Raw genomic sequence first — 17,653 nt, forward strand, 5'->3', positions numbered from 1 at the left:
GCCATGCTCCGCAACGCCACCCTCTACGAGCCCCGCCCCGCCCGCGCGGCTTGACCAACCTCATAGGGACACCCCCCGGCGCCGACGACCTCGCGCCGCGCCCGCTCGCGCTCGGCGCAGCGGCCGGCGCGCACCGTCCACGTCATGTGGGCGGCCACCACCGCGAGCAGCAGGGCGCCGTCGAGGCGCCCGACCGCGCCGTCCTGGACGAGCAGCAGGGCGAGGGCGCTGACGGCGATCACCACCGGCAGGTCGACCCGCAGGGTCTGGCGGCCCACGGCGAGCGGGAGGAGCAGCGCGGCGACGCCCACGACGAGCAGGACGTTGGCCAGGTTGCTGCCGACGACGTTGCCCACCGCCAGGCCGGGAGAACCCTCGAGGGTGGCGAGCAGCGTCACGGCGAGCTCGGGGGCGCTGGTGGCGGCCGCGACGACCGTCAGCCCGACGACGAGCGGGGACATGCCGAGGGCGCGCGCCAGGGCGCCGCCCCCGCGCACGAGCAGCTCGCCGCCGCCGACGAGCACGGCGAAGCCGACGAGGAGCAGGACGACGTCCAGGAGCACGGGCGGTCCCTCCGGGTGCGGCAGGACCCCCGTCGGCGGTGCCGGCGGGGGTCCTGCTCGTGCTGGCGGTGGCGGTGGGATTTGAACCCACGGAGGAGTTGCCCCCTCACGCGCTTTCGAGGCGCGCTCCTTCGGCCGCTCGGACACGCCACCGCGACGAACAGTAGCGGCGGCCCTCCGCCCGTCCCAAACCGGCCCCGTCCCCGGCGGCTCCCTCCTCGAGCGAGCCTCGTCCCCGGCGGCCCCCTCCTCGAGCGAGCCTCGTCCGAGGCGGGCCCCCTCTCGCGGCGGGCCTCCTCCCACGGCCAGACCCAGCCCCGGCCCGGCGGCGCCCGGCCGCGTCGTCAGGCGGGCAGCGCCGCACCCAGCCGGGCCACCTCGGCCGCGACGGCGGGGGCGAGGCCGTCGTCCCCGCCGTCGAAGGGCGTCGCCACGACGGGCGGCCCCGTCCGGCGCCCCGTCCGGCGCCACGTGGCCACGGCGCGCCCGCCGGTGACCACCGTGCCGAGGAAGACGCCGTTGCCGCCGGGCACCACCGCCGCGGCGTGCTCGGCGGGCACGGTCGCGGACCGGTCGGCGTACCCGAGGACCATCTCGTCGAAGCCGGGCAGCAGCAGGGTGCGCCGGGCGTCGTCCCGGCACCGGGCCAGGCGCTCGGGCGTCGCGGGGTCGAGCAGCATCTCCGTGCCGTCGCAGACGAGCGCCTCCAGGTGCGGGCGGGCGAGCGCGAGCCCGGCGCGCGCCTCGCGCACGGTGAGGCCCGACCAGCGCACGAGGTCGGCGAGGCTCGCGGGGCCGTGGGAGGCGAGGTACCGGCGCGCCAGCTCGCCGAGCGCCTCCTCGCGCTCGAGCCGCCGGGGCGCGGGCACCCACTCGTCGAGGAGGACGAGCGCCTGCTCGTCGGACGTCCCGGCGCCGGCGCGGTCGGGCAGCAGGGGCCCCCAGCAGGTGATGCCCGTCTGCGACAGCGTCCACAGGAGGTGGTAGCCGCGCTGGGGCACCCTGCCGGTCCCGCTGCTGGTGCCCCCGCCGTCGCCCCCGCCGTCGCCCCCGTCCGGACCGTCCCCGAGGACGCCGGCCTCCTCCCACAGCGCGAGGACCTCCTCGCGCGCGAGCCGCCTGCCGCCCGCGAGCGCGTCGACGACGACGCCCCGTGCCCGCTCGACGAGCGCCTCGTCGATCCCCAGCCCGGCCCGCCGGCTCGCAGCTCCTCGCAGCTGCCGCTCCGTGGAGATCGCGAGCAGCCAGCCCAGGTCCTCCGCCGCGACGAGGTGGAGCGTGCTGCGCAGCGGCCACGAGCGGACGAGCGCGCCGCTCGCCAGCGCCGCGCGCACTCCCCCGAGGTCCGGTGCGGACCGCGCCCCGTCCAGCCGCGCCCCGTCCAGCCGCGCCCCGTCCAGCCGTGCCCCGGCCGGCCCGGACGCGGGGCGCGCGGCCGCCGGGTCGTCCGGGGCCTCGCTCGAGGCCCCGTCCGCGGGCGACCGCAGCGCCGTCGACAGCAGGGCGCCGCGCAGGTCCTGCGCCTGCGCGGCCAGGAGCCACCGCACCGCGGCGGCCGCGTCCGGCTCGCCCGGCCCGGCCAGCCGCTGGGCCACCAGGCGCAGCAGCGCCACCTCGGAGGGGTCGACCTCGGCCACGGCCGGTGTCCTACCCCCGCCGGGCGCCGGGCGTCCAGGGGTCGGCGTCGACGGCGGGCTCTTCCTCCGGGCGCCCTCGGCGCGCGGCGAAGAAGGCGCGCAGCAGGTCGCCGCACTCCTCCTCGCGCACGCCGCCGACGACCTCGACCCGGTGGGGCAGCCGGCGGTCGCGCACGACGTCGAGCACCGAGCCCGTGGCGCCCGCCTTCGGGTCCCACGCCCCGAGGACGAGCCGCTCGACGCGGGCCAGCAGCAGGGCCCCCGCGCACATGGCGCACGGCTCGAGGGTGACGACGAGCGTGCTCCCCGCGAGGTGCCACGTGCCGGCGCGGCGGGCCGCGGCGCGCAGCGCGAGGACCTCGGCGTGCGCCGTCGGGTCGCCGTCGGCCTCACGGCGGTTGACGCCCTCGCCGAGCACCGCGCCGTCGGGGCCGAGCACGACGGCGCCCACCGGGACGTCGCCGTCGGGGGTCGCCCGTGCCGCCTCCAGCGCGAGGCCCACGAGGGCCGCCAGGTGGCCGGGCGAGCCCGGCGGCGCCGTCAGCGCAGCGCCTCGAGCAGCTCGTCGAAGCCGCAGTCCGCGCCGATCTGCGCGAGGGCGCTGTCCGGGTCCTCCGGCGCGGCCTCGGTGACCTCGAGCAGCCGGGCGCGGTCGACGCCCAGGTCGGAGAGGACGTCGGGGTCGCCCGCCCACAGCGCGAGGCCCGGCGTCTGCTCGTCGGGCTGGTCCTCCTCCTCCTCGGCGTCGGCGACGACGGGCGCCGCGGCCGCCGCCTCGGCCTCGGGGCTGCCGGCCGTGCGGGCCGCGGGCTCGGTGACCTCCTCGGGCGCCTCCTCGGGCTCGTCGCCCAGCTCGGCCTCCATGTCGGCCGCCGGGGCCACGAGGTCGCCGTAGTGGCTGCGCTGGGAGGCCGCGAGGTCGGAGACGAAGAGCCGCACGTCCTCGTCGACGTCCTCGGTGGCGGCCATGGCGTCGCCGTCGACGCGCACGACGGCGAACCACTCGTCCTCGTGCTCGAGCACCGCCAGGGCCGTCCCGCCGTCGGGCGCGACGCCCCGCAGGACCTCGGCGAGGTCCTCGAGGTCGGTGATCTCCTCGATGGAGACGTCGTGGGAGCGCCAGGCCCCCTCCTCGCAGGTGATGACGGCGGTGAAGTAGGACATGGGGACAGATGGTGGCGCACGGCTAGGGTCGACGCCATGCGCCTGCACATCGCGGACCACCCGCTCGTCGCCCACAAGCTGACGGTGCTGCGCGACCGCGAGACCGACTCGCCCACCTTCCGGCGCCTGGCGGACGAGCTCGTCACGCTGCTGGCCTACGAGGCCACGCGGGACGTGCGGACGACGGACGTCGCCATCACCACGCCGGTCGGCCCGACGACGGGCACGCGGCTCAGCTCGCCCAAGCCGCTCGTCGTGCCGATCCTGCGCGCGGGGCTCGGGATGCTCGACGGCATGACGCGCCTCCTGCCGACGGCGGAGGTCGGCTTCCTCGGCATGATCCGCGACGAGGAGACCCTCCAGGCGACGACGTACGCCACACGCCTGCCGGACGACCTCTCGGGCCGCCAGTGCTACCTGCTCGACCCGATGCTCGCGACGGGCGGCACCCTGGCCGCCGCGGTGGAGTACCTCTTCGCGCGCGGCGCCGACGACGTCACGGCCCTGTGCCTGCTCGCCGCCCCCGAGGGGGTCGAGGCCCTGCGCGTCGCGGTCGGCGAGGACGCCCGCGTCCAGGTCGTCACGGCCGCCGTCGACGATCGCCTGGACGAGAACGGCTACATCGTCCCGGGCCTCGGCGACGCCGGGGACCGCCTCTACGGCGTCGTCTGAGGCCCCTGCCCGCTCCCGGCCCCGGACGGCGGGCCACCCCGGACCGCGGGCGGCGGAGGGGCTAGAGGCCCCGCTCGCGCTCGACCTCGGCGGCCTCCTCGGGCGTCGGCGCGGTGCCGCCGAGGTGCGCCGGCAGCCACCACGCGTGCGGCCCGGGGTGCGCCGTGTCCGGGTGGGTCGCCTGCAGCGCGTCGAGCTGGGCCTGCAGGCGCCGCCGCAGCTCGACCGCGCACTCCTCCACGGTCCGCGGGGTCACCTCGAGCGGCTCGCCGACGCTCACCTGGACGGTCTGGCCGCGGGTGAGGTCGCGCGGGTTGCCCTTGCCGAGGAGCCGCTGCGTGCCCCAGACCGCCGTCGGCAGCACCGGCACGCGTGCCGACGCCGCCATCCGCAGAGCGCCGGACTTGATGGGCTTGACGGTGAAGGACCGCGAGATCGTCGCCTCGGGGAAGAGGCCGACCACCTCCCCGGCGTGCAGGGACCGCAGCGCGGCCCGCAGGGACGCCGAGCCCGCCGAGCGGTCGACGGGGATGTGGTGCATGCCGCGCATGAGGGGCCCCGCGACGGGGTGGCGGAAGATGCTCTCCTTCGCCATGAAGCGCGTGAGGCGCCGGTGGGCCTCCCACGGCGCCAGCCCCGCGAAGATGAAGTCCGCGTACCCCACGTGGTTGATCGCGAGGACGACGCCGCCCGTGGCGGGGACGTGCTCGAGCCCCTCGAGCCGCGTCCGGACGCCGAGCACCCGGAACGCCGTCTTCGCCAGGCCGATGACCGGGGGGTAGACGCGCTCGGGGCGCGCCCGCGTCGGGCGGTCGTGCGCGTCGCCGCCGCGGCTGCTCATCCGCAGGACACTAGCCGCCGCGGCGGGCCGCCCCCACCGGAGCCTCGCGGCCCCTAGGCCGCGGGGTCGGCCTCGTCGCGCCGCGCGCCGTGCGGGGCCTCCGCGAGGGCGCCGAGGACCGCCCGGCAGATCTCGCCCAGCTGGTCCCGCTGCTCGGTCGAGAGGGGGTCGAAGAGCGCCCGCCGCACGTGCTCGACGTGGCCGGGGGCCGTGCGGTGCAGGACGTCCCACCCCTCGTCGGTGAGCGCGGCGACGGCGCCGCGGCCGTCGTCGGCGGCGCGCGAGCGCGCCACCCAGCCCTTCTCCTCGAGCCGCGTGACGGCGTGGGAGATGCGGCTGGGCGAGGACGTCGTGATGGCCGCCAGCTCGCTCATCCGCAGCCGCCGGGACGGCGCCTCGGACAGCATGGCGAGGACCGTGTAGTAGGCCTGCGGCATGCCCGCCTCGGCGCGCATCTGCCGGTCCAGGCTCACCTGCAGGAGCTGGGTCATGGCGAGCAGGTCGCGCCACGTGCGCTGCTCGTCGTCGTCCAGCCACCGCGGCCCGGGCGCCGCCGGGCCCTGCTGCTGCTCGCGCCCCGCGACCGCCTCGTCCACCACGGGCCCCATCATGGCCTGCCGCCGACGCCGCTCACCCCGCCTGGACCGGGACGGCGGCGACGGCCGCGGCGTCCTCGACCGGGGCCGCGCCGGCCGTCGAGGTCGTCGTGCGCCCCGTCCCCGGGACCGGCGTCGGCTGCGGCACCGCCCCGTGGGCGATGGGCGCGGTGATCCACGCCTCGGGGATGCCGAAGCCGTCGACGAGGAGGCGCGCGTCGGCGCGCACCTCGCGGCAGAGCTCGTTGACGGCCGCGAGGACGGCCTTGCTGCGGCCCGGCGTCAGCCAGCCGTGCTCGAGGTACCAGGCCCGGTCGCGCTCGACGAGGGACAGCACGTGGAGGTCGCCGACGCGGGCCAGGAGCTCGGCCGTCGCGTCGTCCTCGCACTCCTCCTCGGCGGCCACCAGCGCCTCGACGACGACGCGGTCGACGTGGGCGCGGGCCGCGGCGAGCAGGTGGTCCTGGGCGTCGTCGAAGACGGCGGCGGCGTCGGCCCCGGGCGCCTTGGCGCGGCGCAGCCGGCGGGCCACCCCGACGAGCAGGTGGGCCTCGCGCTCGACGAGGAGGCGCATCTGCCAGCCGCGGTCGCGCAGGTCGGCGTCCTCGTCGCGCCCCGGGGCGGCCTCGAGGAGGCGCTGAACCGTGACGCGCGCCGTCGTGCGCTCCATGACGCGGCTGCGGACCTGGTCGGCGACGGCGCGCACCGTCCCCCACGTGCCCAGCTCGCCGAAGTCCTCGGCGTAGCCGGTGAGCAGGCCCTTGCCGACGAGCTGGAGCAGGACGGTGTTGTCGCCCTCGAAGGTCGTGAAGACGTCCGTGTCCGCCTTGAGCTGGGGCAGCCGGTTGGCGGCGAGGTACCCCGCGCCGCCGCAGGCCTCGCGGCACGTCTGGATGGTCGACGTCGCGTGCCAGGTGGCCACGGCCTTGAGCCCGGCCGCGCGGTTCTCCAGCTCGCGCTGGTCGTCGTCGGTGACCGAGCCCTCGGGCGCGGACTGCAGGTCGTGCAGGCGCGCCGTCAGCTCGTTCTGCGCGAGCTGGAGGACGTAGCTCGTCGCGAGCGCCGGCATGAGGCGGCGCTGGTGGGCGCGGTAGTCGAGGAGGACGACCTCCTCCTGCGCCCCGTCGGCCCCCGGCCGGGTGAACTGCCGCCGGGTGAGGCCGTAGCGGACGGCGACCGCGAGCGCCTGCTGGGTCGCCGCCCCGGCGCCCGCGGCGATGCACACGCGCCCGCGGACGAGGGCGCCCAGCGTGGTGAAGAAGCGCCGACCGGGGCTCTCGATGCTGCTGGCGTAGGAGCCGTCGGGCGCCACCTGGGCGAAGCGGTCGAGGAGGTCCTCGCGCGGCACGCGGACGCCCGTGAAGCGGATCCGCCCGTTGTCGACGCCGTTGAGGCCGGCCTTGACGCCGTCGTCCTCGACCTCGACGCCCGGCAGCAGCGCGCCGTCGGCGTCGCGCAGCGGCACGACGACGCAGTGGACGCCGCGCCCGCGGGGCTCCTCGCCCGGGCCGCCGGTGACGAGCTGGGCGAAGACCGAGGCGACGCGCGCGTGCCGCGCGGCCCCGCCGATGTAGTCCTTGCGGGCGCCGTCGTGCGGAGTCGTGAGCACGAACTCCTGCGTCGCGGCGTCGTAGACGGCCGTCGTCTCGAGGTTGGCGACGTCGGACCCGTGCCCGGTCTCCGTCATGGCGAAGCACCCGACGGTCTCGAGGGCGATGGTCGCGGGCAGCCACCGGCGGTGGTGCTCGGCGGAGCCGAGGCTCTGAACGGCGCCGCCGAAGAGGCCGAAGTGGACGCCCGACTTGATCATCACGGACAGGTCGCCGTAGCCGAGCATCTCGAACTGGACGACGCTCGCGCCGACGTCGCCGCCGCCCCCGACCTCGCGGGGGAAGCCGTGCGCGGGCGAGCCGGTGGCGGCCAGCTCGCGCACGAGCCCCATGACCTCGTCGCGGTAGACGTCCAGCGGCGCCGAGGGGTCGGTGGTGAAGATCCCGGCCGGCAGCGTCGCCCGGGCCTCCTCGCGCACCCAGCCCCAGCGGCCCGCGAGCAGCGCGGTGAGGTCGGCGGGGGTGACGACGGCGCGGTCGCCGGACTGGGCTCCGGACTGGGCGCCCGACTGCTCGCCGGTCCGGGCGTCACCGCGCTCCCCGCCCCGGCCCGCGGCGCGACGGCGACCCGGGCGGCCCTCGCGCTGGTCGGGGCGACGCGCGGCGGGCGCCGTCCCGTCGCTCGCGGGACCGGCCGTCGTGGGGGCGGCGGTCGGGGTGGTCGCGGGCGTCGGGGTCTCCGTCGTCTGCGTCATGGCGAGCCTCCTCGCGGCACCGGGGCGCCGGTAAGTTACCGGCGAGTAACCACTGTACGCCGAGGACGCCGCTCAGCCCAGGGCGGGCCGCAGGTCGGCCGGCGAGAGCACCCGTCCGCGCCGCGCGGCGAGCGCCGACGCGGCCAGGGCGAGGACGAGGTAGCCGCCGAGGACCGCCACGGCGACGAGCACCGGGCGCGCCGAGCCCCCCGCCGTCAGCGACCGGAAGGCCTCGACGGCGTAGCTCATGGGCAGCACCTGGTGCACCGCCGCGAGAGGCGCGGGCAGCGTCTGCCACGGGAAGGTGCCGCCGGAGCTGACCAGCTGGAGGACGAGCAGGACGAGCCCCGCGAACTGGCCGGTGAGGCCGAACCAGGCGACGAGGGCGTGCACGACGGCGACGAACGTCGCCGAGGTCAGCAGCAGGAGGGCCAGCAGGCCGAGCGGCGCGGCGGGCTCCAGTCGCAGGACGGCGACGACGACCGTCCACAGCAGCACGGACTGCACGACGCCGACGGCGGCCGCCGGCCCGTACCCCCCGAGCGCCGTCCCGAGCGCCGACCGGCCCGCGGCCGCCGCGCGCCGCGAGAGGGGGCGGACGACGAGGAAGAGCACGTAGCCGCCGATCCACAGGGACAGCGCCAGCAGGTACGGCGCGAGGCCCGCGCCGTAGGTGCTCACCTGCGCGGTGCTGGCGCTGGCGGTGACGACCGGGTCGTTGATGGCGCCGACCGCCCGCTCCCGCTGGTCCGCCGACAGGTCCGGCACGCCGGAGGCGCCCTGGACGAGCCCGTCGCGCAGGGACGCCGCCCCGTCGCGGGCCTGGCCGACGCCCGTCGCGAGGGCGCGGGCACCCTCGGCCAGCTGCTCGGTGCCGGTGACGGCCTGGTCCTCGCCCGCCGCGAGCTGGCCGGCGCCGTCCGCGAGCGCGGAGGCGCCCTCGTCCAGCGCCCGGGCGCTGGCGGCCAGCGGCCGGACGCCCTCGAGGAGCTGCCCGGTGCCGGTGGCGAGCGCGTCCGCGCCGTCGGCCGAGGCGGCCACGCCCTGCGCGAGCGCGGGGGCGGCGTCCGCGAGGGCGCCGGCGCCCTGCGCGACCTGGGCCGAGCCGGTCGCCAGCGCCTGGAGGGAGGCGTCGGCCTCCTGGACCTGCGCCTGGGCGTCCTGCACGGGCGCGACGAGCTCGTCGGTGCGCGCGAGCACGGCGGCGACCTGCGCGTCGTCGAGGCCGAGGTCGCGCAGCTGCGCCTCGAGGTCGCCGCGGGCGGCCGTGAGACCGGCCACGGCCTCCGCGGAGGCGGTGGCGACGGCGTCCGCCGTCTGCGCCACCTGCGCGTTGCCCTCGGCGACGGCGGCGGCACCGTCGGCGAGCGCCCGGGCCTGCTCGGGGAGCGCGGCCGTGCCGTCGCGCAGCTGCCCGAGGCCGCCGGCGAGGGCGGTGGCGCCGTCGTCGAGCTGCTCGACCCCGGTGACCAGCTGGTCGACGCCCGCCACGGCCGCGCCGGTGCCGTCGGCCAGCTGCCCGGCGCCGGTGGCCAGGCCGTCGGCGCCCTCGGCCAGGGCGCGCTGGCCGGTGAGCAGGGCGTCGGCCCCCTGGACGAGGCCGTCGGCGCCCTCGGACGCCTGTCCCAACCCGTCCGCGAGGGCGCCCGCGCCGTCGGCGGCCTGCTGCAGCTGCTGGCTCACGGTGGAGAAGCCGACGAGGAAGGAGCTCGCCGCCTGCTCCCCCACCTGGTCGGCCACGGCCTGCTGCGTGGCCGCGACCACGCGCTCGGCGATGGTGCGGCCGAGGTAGCTGGTGGCGTCGTTCGTCGTCAGCTCGAGCTGGGCCTGGCGGGGCGGGGCGGGCTCGCCCGCCGAGACGGCCTGCTGGACCGACGCGAGGTCGGAGGAGAAGGTGGCGGGCACGAGGAGCGAGGCCTCGTAGCGCCCGTCCCGCACGCCCTCGGCCGCGTCCGCCGCGTCGGTCCGCTGCCAGTCCAGCTCGCCGTCCGTCTCGAGGTCGCGCGCGACCTGCGAGCCCACGGACAGGAGCACCCCGCCCGTGCTGGCGCCCTCGTCCTCGACGACCAGCGCGGCGGGCACCTGGTCCAGGCGCTGGTAGGGGTCGTGGTTGGCCCACAGGTACAGCCCCGCGTAGAGCACGGGGACGAGCGCGAGAGCCAGCACGGCCAGGCGCGCCATCGGCGAGGCGAGCAGGCGGCGCAGCTCCGCCCCCGACGAGGCCCGGGCCGCGGCGCCGACCCCGGCCAGCGGGGAGGACCGGCGGGCGCGGGGCCGCTCCCCGGCGTCGGGGAGCTCGAGGCGGTCGCCCTCGTCGGAGGGGCGGGGGCCGCCGGTGGGATCGGGGCGTGAGCTCACAGGGTCGCCTCCACGGCGATCTCGGTCGGTCGCGGGGGCAGGTCGCCCGGGCGCGCGGCGCGCGCGACGCCGGCGGCGGCCCGGAGGTCGGCGGGACGCAGGAGCCCGGCGCCCTCGAGCAGCGCCGCCTCGGCGCGGGGCACGAGGACGGCGACGCCGAGGCCGCGGGCCGCCACCTCGGCGGCGACGTCCCACCAGCCGCCGCTCGCCCGGGCGTCACCGCCGCCGCGGTCGGGGCGGGCGAGGACGAGCGCCTCGACGCCGGGGCGCCCCGCCGCCAGGGCCGCGAGCGCCCGGGTGCGCGCCGAGGGCGGCAGGTCCCGGGCGGGGACGTCGGCGAGGTCCTCGAGGCCCTCGTCCGCGAGCCAGGCGCGGGCGTCGGCCCGCCCCGCCGGCCGGCCCGCCGCGCGCAGCTCCTCGGTGACCGCGGCCCGCAGGGGCAGGACGGGGTCGGGGTCGCTGACGCCCGGGACGTCGACGACGGCGGTGCGGGAGCGCAGCTCGCCGCGCCCCCAGAGGCCGACGTCGTGCCCGGAGACGAGGACCCGCCCGCCCGTCGGCACGAGGCGACCCGTCAGGGCCAGGGCGAGGGCCACGGGTGCCTGCCCGTCCGCGCCCGCGTCGAGGGCGACGAGGGTCCGCCGGCCCGCGGCGACGAGCACGCCCGTGGGCGGCAGAACGTCGGCGCCCCCGACCCGGACGGACACGTCCTGGGCCTCGATCTCCATGCTGCGCTCCCCGGCTGCCGCTCGCGGGCGCCGGACCGCTCCCGGCGCACGGGCGCCCGCCGGTGGGGGCGGGCGCGTCACCGACGACGGTACGCACCGGCGGCGGGCGCCCCGACCGGCACCGGCGCCCGGGAGTGCGCCCAGCCCCGGACGGGAGGGCCGGGACGGGAGCGCCGGACCGGCGCGGGGACGCGGGCACCCGCCGCGCGCGGGGGGCGGGGAGCGCCCACAGTGGGGCGAGGAGGGTCGCCCGCACCGGGGAGGCCCGACGACGACGCCACCGGAGGCACCACCGTGACCGACACGTCGACGACCGGCACGACCAGCGCGGGCGACGCCCGCCCCCTGTCCGTCCGGGCGATGGAGGCCGTCGAGGGCGCGACGTGGCTCGACACGACCGCCGACGTCGAGCAGAGGCTCGTGGAGAGGGCGCTCACGGCGACGCCGGGGCTGCTCGGGCTCCTGCGGGGCAGGGGCGTCGGGCACGCCGTGCACCCGCCCATGACCGACGTGCCGATCGGCGCGTGGCTCTCGGCGTCCGCCCTGGACCTCGTGGGCGGGCGCTCCGGCCGGCCCGCCGCGCGGCTGCTCGTCGGCCTCGGCTGCGTGGCGGCGCTGCCGACCTTCGCGACCGGCAGCGCGGAGTGGGTCGGCCTGCGCGGGGGCGACAAGCGCGTCGGCTACGTGCACGCGGCCGCCAACGGCACGTCCTTCGCGATGTACGCGGCGTCGTGGTGGGTGCGCCGGCACGAGCGCCGGCACGGCCTCGGGGTGGCCCTGGCGCTCGGCGCCGGGGCGGTCGCCGCCGTCGGGGGCTACCTCGGCGGGCACCTGTCGGTCGCCCGCGACATCGGCAGCCGCGACCCCGCCTACGCGGGCGACCCGACCTCCCGCGAGCCCGTCAGCCCGCACCGGGTCTGACGACCGCTGCGACGCACCCCGTCGGGCCCGGGCGGGCCGTCGCCCGGCGACCCGCCTGCTCGTCGCTCGGTGACGCGCCTACTGGTAGGAGACGAAGTCGGGCATCGGCTCGACGGCCATCGTCTCCGCCGGCGTCATCGTCGGGGTGTCCTCGTCGTAGAAGTTCTTCCAGCCCCAGCGCATGCCCTCGGGCGCGTCCGTCTGCAGCGCGCGGTACGTGTCGAGCTTCTGACCGGGCGTCCCGTGCCCGTCGGCGTGGACGAGCGGGACGAGCTCGTCGTGCGACATGTCCAGGCGCTGGCGGTCGACGATCATCCGGGTCTGGAACTGGTGGAGCAGGAAGACCTTGGGCGGCAGGTCGTCCTCCCGCACCAGCTCCGCCAGCCAGTCACCCACGGCGTTGACCTCGTCGACGCCGACCTGGCCCACCTGCCGCAGGTGCCGCTGGTCGGGCTCCAGCCGCCACTCCGGGTCGAGCGCAAGGCCGACGCCCGGGTGGGTGAGCAGGTCCTCGTAGCGCTGCGCCTGGGTGAGGAAGTCCGTGCGCCCCGGCTGCAGGTCGAGGACGACGTACACGCCCGCGTCCGCCGCCGCCTCGATCCACGGCCGGATGACCTCGGGGTCGAGCTCCTGGGAGTAGTCGCCGTCCTGTCCTGCCGAGGCGGAGGCGACCGTGGTGATGATTTCGAACGTGGGGACGACGGGGTCCTCGACGAGGTCGTCGTACTCGGCGGCGACCTCCTTCGCCCGCTCGACGGCGGCGTCGACGTCCTGCTCGCCCATGACGCCGAGCGAGGGGGTCCCCGGGGAGCCGTAGAGGGCGATCATGTGGCGGCCCGGGAAGGGCACCTGCCCGCCGCCCGGCAGCTGGTAGCCGGTCTCGACGACGTCCATGCGCTGGTCGAGGCGGTCGGTGTCGCCGAAGTCCGGCGACAGCGCGAGGACCGACGCGGGGGGCGCCGCCGAGGCGGTCTCGACGAGGGCGCCGTCCGCGCGCGGGTCCCCGCCCGGGACCTCCTCGACGCTCGCTCCCGCGGCGCGCGCCGTCGCGGCCGGCGCGAGGTCGGCGGCCTCGCCCGTGGACAGGACGAGGACGCCGTCGCCGGCCGCCGTCGCCCCGTCGGCGGTGGCACCCGCCGTGGGGGTGGCCGTCGCCGCGCCGTCGGCGGCGGGCTCCGCCCGCTCCGGGGCCTCGACGTCGTCGCTCGCCGCGTCGAGGACCTCGGCGTCGAGGGCGCCCTCGGCCCAGGCGCGGGACTCCTCGTCGGCGGCCAGCACCTGCTCCGCGCCGAGGCGCTCGACCTCCGCGACGACGGCGGCCGGGTCGGCGCCCGGCACCGCCGGGGCCGGCGGCTCGGCGGCCGGGGGCGCGCCCTCGACGGCCCCTCCCCCGTCGGCGGTCGTGGTCGCGCCGTCCGTGGGGGCGGCGCTCGTGGTGGTGGTCCCCGTCGGGGCGGCGCCGTCCGTCGGGGCGGCGGTCGAGGAGGTCCCGCTGCCCGAGGGCGAGGCCGACGGCGCGGGCGCGGGGACGGCGACGACGAGCAGCGGCACGCCCAGCTCCTCGGCGCGGGAGCCCGCCGCGGCGACGTCCCCGTCCGCGGCGACGAGGACGACGAGGGGCGAGGCCTCGAAGAGCGCCTCGCTGGCGGGCACGGACCGGTCGCCCTCGGCCGGCAGCACGGAGACGGCCGGGAGGGCGGCGAGCTCGACGGTCGGCTCGTCACCGCCGCCCAGGAAGCCGCCCACGCCGCCGCCACCTCCGCCGTCGTCGCCACCGGTGCAGCCCGTGAGCAGCAGGAGGCCGACGACCCCCGCCGCCGCGGCGCGGGCGGAGCGGCGGCCGCGGGCGCCGCTCGACGGGTTCTGGGCGGGCGTCGTCGTCGTCATCACCGCCGACGGTAGCCGCCGCACGCTGCTCGACCGGGTCACGCGCGCCGTCGACCACGTCACGCCCGAGCGCCCGTGCAGGCGCCGTCCCCCCGCGAGGGCCCGGCCGACGGTGGCCGCGCCGGCGGCGCGAGCGCCCGGCCGCGGGTCGGTCCGGCGTCGGCCCGGCGTCGGTCCGGCGTCGGTCCGGCGTGGGACCGCCGCCGGGGCGGCGTCGCCCGGCGCGTCGGGCGGGGGGATGATGGAGGCGTGGCAGCAGCGGGCAGCGGGACGACGCGGGCGCGGCGCGGGGCGCCCCCCGTGGCCCCGCCCCGCGAGGGCGGGGAGCGCACGCCCGCTCCGGCGGACCTGCTCGCGGCCCTGCGACCGCACGAGGACGTGCTGTGGTCGTCCGCCCGCGGCACCGCGCTCGCGCGCGGGACGGCCGAGCGGCTCGACCTGCCGTGGACGGTCGACCTGCCGGGCGCCGTCGCCGACCGGCTCCGCGCCGTCGCGGCCTCGCGCGCGGGAGAGGCGGTCGTCGTCGGGGCGCTCCCCTTCCGCACGGGGGAGCCGGCGGCGCTGGTGAGGCCCGAGCGGCTGCTGCGGGCCCCCGGGCGGCTCGGCCCGGCGGCCGCGCGCGGCGCCGCGCCGGTGGTCGTCGCCGAGGAGCCGTCCCCGGCGGAGGACGTGTACCGCGACTCCGTCCGCACCGCCCTCGACCTGCTCGGAGCGGGGGACCTCGAGAAGGTCGTGCTGGCGCGGGCGCTCGACGTGACGGCGCGCGAGGACGTCGACGTCCGGGCGCTCGTCGCCGCGCTGGCCCGCCCCGACGACGACGCCCGCGTGTTCTCCGTGCCCCTGGCGACGGACGCCGGCGGGGCGACGTCCACGGCCCCGGGCGTGGTCGGTCGTCCGCCGGTGCTCGTGGGCGCGAGCCCGGAGCTGCTCGTGTCGCTGACCGCCGGGCGCGTCCTCGCGACCCCGCTCGCCGGCTCGACGACCCGCGCGGCCGACCTCGAGGAGGACGCGGCGCGCGCCCGGGCCCTGCTGGCCTCGGACAAGGACCGCCGCGAGCACGCGCTCGTCGTCGAGGCCATGGTGCGGGCGCTGCGGCCGTGGTGCGCCGACCTCGTCGTCCCGGAGGCGCCCGAGCTGGTGGCCACGCCGACGGTCTGGCACCTGGCGACCCGGCTCGAGGGGCGCACGGCCGACCCGTCCACGACCTCGCTGCACCTCGCGCGCGCCCTGCACCCCACGCCGGCCGTCGGCGGGACGCCGTCGGGCCCGGCCCGGGCGGCGATCGACCGGCTGGAGCCTGTCGACCGCGGCTTCTACGCGGGCGCCGTGGGCTGGACCGACGCCTCGGGCGACGGCGAGTGGGCCGTCACCATCCGCTGCGGCGTCGTCCAGGGGCGCTCGGTTCGGCTGCACGCGGGCGCAGGGATCGTCCGCGGCTCCGACCCCGACGCCGAGCTGGCGGAGACGACGGCCAAGCTCGCCCTCCTCCGCTCCGCGCTCGGGGCCTGACCCTCGCAGCCGGCTCACGGACCGGGCGGGTCGTCAGTACGGCGGGAGACTCCCCTCGTCCCACCCGCCTGCTCCGCCCGTGGCGCCGGTCGCGTCGTCGCCGGAGCGGTCACCACCCGCGCCTCCGCCAGCCTCTGGTTCGGTGTCGTCACGCTGGGTCCGAGCTTCGGCGTGCTGGCGGGCGAGTTCGGCGTGCACCCGGTCGAGGTCGTGGGCGGCGCTGTCGTGGTGGGGGTAGTGGGGTCCGCCGAGGAGGTGGTCCTCGAGGGCGGCGGCGGCCGCGTCGTCGGCCAGCATCTGCCCCCAGGTGTCGTCGTCGGTGGCGCGGGGTGCGGGTCGCGGCAGGAGGGGTTGGGCGGGGACCTCGACGGTCTGCCCGAGCGGGGTGGTCCAGGTGAGCCCCGGGTCTATGGGGTCGTCGGAGGTCAGGGCCGCCACCCATCCGAAGTGGTGCTTGGCGAGGTGGTGGCGCCGGCAGAGGACGTCGAGGTTGCACGGGCACGTCGGTCCGCCGGTGGCGTGGGAGGTGCGGTGGTCGAGGTCGCAGCGGGTCGCGGGCATCCGGCAGCCGGGGGCCTGGCAGCGCGGTGAGCGGGTGCGCACCCAGCGGGCGCAGGCGTCGGTCGGCGTGTAGGGGCCGGGCCCGCCGGTCGCGGCGGCGTAGGAGCAGGCGGACCGTCGGGCCGCGTGGCGCAGCGAGGTGTGCCGCGAGGTCGACGAGGGACTCGTCTGCGGCCGGGGCGGGGAAGGCGAGGACGGCGACGACGCCAGCTCGGCTGCGGTCGCGGCTGCGCGCACAGCTGCCCTCCCGGCCGCCGGTGCGGCTGCGGTCGCGGCTGTCGTGCCCGCCGCGGCTGCGGGCGCAGCTGCCCTCCCGGCCGCCGGTGCGGCTGCGGTCGCGGCTGTCCTGCCCGCCGCGGCTGCGGGCGCAGCTGTCGTCCCGGCCGCCGCTGCGGGCGCCGCTGCGGCTGCGGCGGGGTCGGTGGGTGACGGCGACGACGTCGGCAGCGACGTGGGGTCGTCGGGCGTCTCGACGCGCACGGTGATGGCTTCCCTGCGGCTTCGGCGGGCCGGTGTGGTCCCTGGGCCCTTCCCCGGCGGACCGGGTAGCGGCGTCGCCGTGGTGGGGTCGAGGGTGAGCAGGTGGCCGTCGAGGCCGACGAGGTGGCCGGTGAGCGGTGCGGTCAGGGCGCGGCGGAAGCGGTGCCCGGCGGCGAGGAGCTCGGCGACGGCCACGGCCGGGACGGGTCCGAGGGTGGGGTGCTGGGCGGGGTCGTCGTCCCGGCCCAGCAGGCTGGTCAGGGCCACGGTGACCTGCGGGCCGTGGGGGCTGCGCGCCCGGGGCGTGCTCGTGGTCGCTGCCGCAGCCGGGTCCGCGCCGGCGCCGGCGCCGGCGGGTAGGTCGGTGGTGGTGGCGAGGTCGACGAGGGCGTCGAAGCGGCGCGCGTCGATACCGCGCCGGTCGGGCAGCCCCGCGCCACCGTCGCTCAGGGCGAGGGGGTCCAGGCCCGCGGTGGTCGCGGCGTGGGGGTCGACTCGCCCGTGCTCCCCGGCGCGGGCCCGGGCGGTGGTGGTCAGGCGCTCGAACACGCACGCCAGGTCCAGCACCGGGCCCGTCGCGACCAGCTGAGCCATCCCGTCCTCGACGGGGAACAGGCGGATGCCGCGGGCGCAGGTCGCCCGCCGCACCCGGCGGCGTACCGCTTCGGGGTCGGTCGTCGCGACGAGGTGACGCACCCGCGCCCGCAGCGCGGGGACGGTGAGGGGGCCGAGGTCGCCGGCCAGGGCCGCGTCGACCGTCGCGGCGTGCGCCGGGGACAGGGCGATGGTCTCCTCGGCGACCAGGCGGGAGCGCTGGGGGTCGATCCGCCCGGCCTCCAACGCGGCCAACGTGACCGGCAGCCGGGTCGTGACCGCGAGGGCCTCGGCGACCAGGTCCTGCGCCCGGCGCAAGGGCACGACCAGCGCGACCGCCAGCTCAGCCGCGGCGGCCTCGAACGCCAGACCCGCATCCCGCCCCGACCCCGGCATCGACGCCGGCATCGACGCCGGGTCTGCACCCGCGCTCCGCTCCGCGACCCCGACCGTGCCCCTCGCGCGCCCGCCCGTGCTGTGGCCGTCGTCGTCGGCCATCGGTGCCGCCGGCCCACCCGACGCACCCATCTCGTCCACCAGGGCCGCGACCTGCCGCAGCAGCCCCGCCCACGCCACCGACCGCGCCGCCTCCAGCGCGACCACCGCCTGCACCCGGCCCAGCGCGCCCGCCCGCACCGCCGACCGCACCCGCCCGACCTCGCCCACGAGCTCGGAGGCGCCGCCGTCCTGGTCCCCGGCAGCACCCGCCACGTCAGGGAGGCCGGCGCCACGACCGGCGCGAGGCGAGGCGGACGGCAGGACGTTGTCGTCCCCCTCAGCCCCACCCACGCCCATCTCGAACACGTGTACGAGACTAGGGGTGGGGTCTGACAGCGC

14 protein-coding genes and 1 tRNA gene are annotated in these 17,653 nt (G+C 78.7%); 3 read left to right on the plus strand and 12 right to left on the minus strand.

The genetic code is table 11. From position 1 onward, the window contains the following. Positions 1–23: 23 nt before the first annotated feature. The 5 genes from Q0789_RS14010 to Q0789_RS14030 form a co-directional block, all read right to left on the minus strand. Positions 24–563 carry a hypothetical protein gene (locus tag Q0789_RS14010; protein ID WP_298806273.1) on the minus strand — a complete coding sequence of 180 codons (540 nt, stop codon included), beginning with the start codon at positions 561–563 and terminating at the stop codon, positions 24–26. Positions 564–626: 63 nt separating this feature from the next. After that, positions 627–716 (minus strand) — tRNA-Ser (locus Q0789_RS14015). A 191-nt stretch (positions 717–907) separates the two neighbouring features. After that, the gene (locus tag Q0789_RS14020) at positions 908–2,200 is read right to left on the minus strand and encodes a winged helix DNA-binding domain-containing protein (protein WP_298806275.1); all 1,293 of its coding nucleotides are present in this window, start codon (positions 2,198–2,200) and stop codon (positions 908–910) included. Between the two features lie 10 nt (positions 2,201–2,210). Beyond that, on the minus strand, positions 2,211–2,702 hold the full coding sequence (locus Q0789_RS14025; RefSeq protein WP_298806277.1) for a nucleoside deaminase: 492 nt from the start codon (positions 2,700–2,702) through the stop codon (positions 2,211–2,213). Positions 2,703–2,740: 38 nt separating this feature from the next. Then, positions 2,741–3,364: a hypothetical protein gene (locus Q0789_RS14030; RefSeq protein ID WP_298806279.1), complete on the minus strand. Its 624-nt coding sequence runs from the start codon at positions 3,362–3,364 to the stop codon at positions 2,741–2,743. A 36-nt stretch (positions 3,365–3,400) separates the two neighbouring features. Between Q0789_RS14030 and upp the strand changes: the two genes are divergently transcribed. Then, entirely contained in the window at positions 3,401–4,036 is a 636-nt protein-coding gene (gene upp / locus Q0789_RS14035) for a uracil phosphoribosyltransferase (RefSeq protein ID WP_298806281.1), read from the plus strand. 61 nt (positions 4,037–4,097) lie between these two features. Here upp and Q0789_RS14040 read toward each other — a convergent pair whose 3' ends face one another. The 5 genes from Q0789_RS14040 to Q0789_RS14060 all read right to left on the minus strand — a co-directional run bounded on the left by Q0789_RS14040 (position 4,098) and on the right by Q0789_RS14060 (position 10,864). Next, positions 4,098–4,877 (minus strand): 1-acyl-sn-glycerol-3-phosphate acyltransferase, encoded by a 780-nt coding sequence (locus tag Q0789_RS14040; protein ID WP_298806283.1) that lies wholly within the window; start codon positions 4,875–4,877, stop codon positions 4,098–4,100. Between the two features lie 53 nt (positions 4,878–4,930). After that, positions 4,931–5,485: a MarR family transcriptional regulator gene (locus tag Q0789_RS14045; RefSeq protein WP_298806354.1), complete on the minus strand. Its 555-nt coding sequence runs from the start codon at positions 5,483–5,485 to the stop codon at positions 4,931–4,933. Between the two features lie 22 nt (positions 5,486–5,507). Beyond that, a complete protein-coding gene (locus Q0789_RS14050; protein ID WP_298806285.1) occupies positions 5,508–7,778 on the minus strand; it encodes an acyl-CoA dehydrogenase in 2,271 nt (756 codons plus the stop codon). Positions 7,779–7,850: 72 nt separating this feature from the next. Further along, the gene (locus tag Q0789_RS14055) at positions 7,851–10,136 is read right to left on the minus strand and encodes a YhgE/Pip domain-containing protein (protein WP_298806287.1); all 2,286 of its coding nucleotides are present in this window, start codon (positions 10,134–10,136) and stop codon (positions 7,851–7,853) included. Beyond that, positions 10,133–10,864 carry a hypothetical protein gene (locus tag Q0789_RS14060; protein ID WP_298806289.1) on the minus strand — a complete coding sequence of 244 codons (732 nt, stop codon included), beginning with the start codon at positions 10,862–10,864 and terminating at the stop codon, positions 10,133–10,135. The genes Q0789_RS14055 and Q0789_RS14060 overlap by 4 nt, the downstream gene beginning before the upstream one ends. Positions 10,865–11,158: 294 nt before the next feature. On the opposite strand from Q0789_RS14060, the gene Q0789_RS14065 reads away from it, so the two are divergent. Further along, positions 11,159–11,785, plus strand: a complete 627-nt coding sequence (locus Q0789_RS14065) for a DUF2231 domain-containing protein (RefSeq protein ID WP_298806291.1) — start codon at positions 11,159–11,161, stop codon at positions 11,783–11,785. Positions 11,786–11,863: 78 nt separating this feature from the next. On the opposite strand, the gene Q0789_RS14070 is transcribed toward Q0789_RS14065, so the two are convergent. Then, positions 11,864–13,672: a hypothetical protein gene (locus tag Q0789_RS14070; protein WP_298806293.1), complete on the minus strand. Its 1,809-nt coding sequence runs from the start codon at positions 13,670–13,672 to the stop codon at positions 11,864–11,866. Between the two features lie 249 nt (positions 13,673–13,921). Between Q0789_RS14070 and Q0789_RS14075 the strand changes: the two genes are divergently transcribed. Continuing rightward, a complete protein-coding gene (locus tag Q0789_RS14075) occupies positions 13,922–15,181 on the plus strand; it encodes an isochorismate synthase MenF (RefSeq protein WP_298806296.1) in 1,260 nt (419 codons plus the stop codon). Positions 15,182–15,214: 33 nt separating this feature from the next. Here the strand turns inward: Q0789_RS14075 and Q0789_RS14080 are convergent, their stop codons facing one another. Continuing rightward, complete coding sequence (locus tag Q0789_RS14080) at positions 15,215–17,611, minus strand: HNH endonuclease signature motif containing protein (protein WP_298806355.1); 2,397 nt, start codon at positions 17,609–17,611, stop codon at positions 15,215–15,217. Positions 17,612–17,653 lie beyond the last annotated feature (42 nt).

It is taken from the genome of uncultured Pseudokineococcus sp., assembly GCF_947499845.1.
GTDB lineage: Bacteria > Actinomycetota > Actinomycetes > Actinomycetales > Quadrisphaeraceae > Pseudokineococcus.

Excerpts from the sequence above, each read along its gene's own strand:
- Q0789_RS14030 (WP_298806279.1), bottom strand. The coding sequence starts at position 3,364 with ATGTCCTACTTCACCGCCGTCATCACCTGCGAGGAGGGGGCCTGGCGC.
- upp (WP_298806281.1), top strand. The coding sequence starts at position 3,401 with ATGCGCCTGCACATCGCGGACCACCCGCTCGTCGCCCACAAGCTGACG.
- Q0789_RS14040 (WP_298806283.1), bottom strand. The coding sequence starts at position 4,877 with ATGAGCAGCCGCGGCGGCGACGCGCACGACCGCCCGACGCGGGCGCGC.
- Q0789_RS14045 (WP_298806354.1), bottom strand. The coding sequence starts at position 5,485 with ATGGGGCCCGTGGTGGACGAGGCGGTCGCGGGGCGCGAGCAGCAGCAG.
- Q0789_RS14050 (WP_298806285.1), bottom strand. The coding sequence starts at position 7,778 with ATGACGCAGACGACGGAGACCCCGACGCCCGCGACCACCCCGACCGCC.
- Q0789_RS14060 (WP_298806289.1), bottom strand. The coding sequence starts at position 10,864 with ATGGAGATCGAGGCCCAGGACGTGTCCGTCCGGGTCGGGGGCGCCGAC.
- Q0789_RS14070 (WP_298806293.1), bottom strand. The coding sequence starts at position 13,672 with ATGACGACGACGACGCCCGCCCAGAACCCGTCGAGCGGCGCCCGCGGC.
- Q0789_RS14080 (WP_298806355.1), bottom strand. The coding sequence starts at position 17,611 with ATGGGCGTGGGTGGGGCTGAGGGGGACGACAACGTCCTGCCGTCCGCC.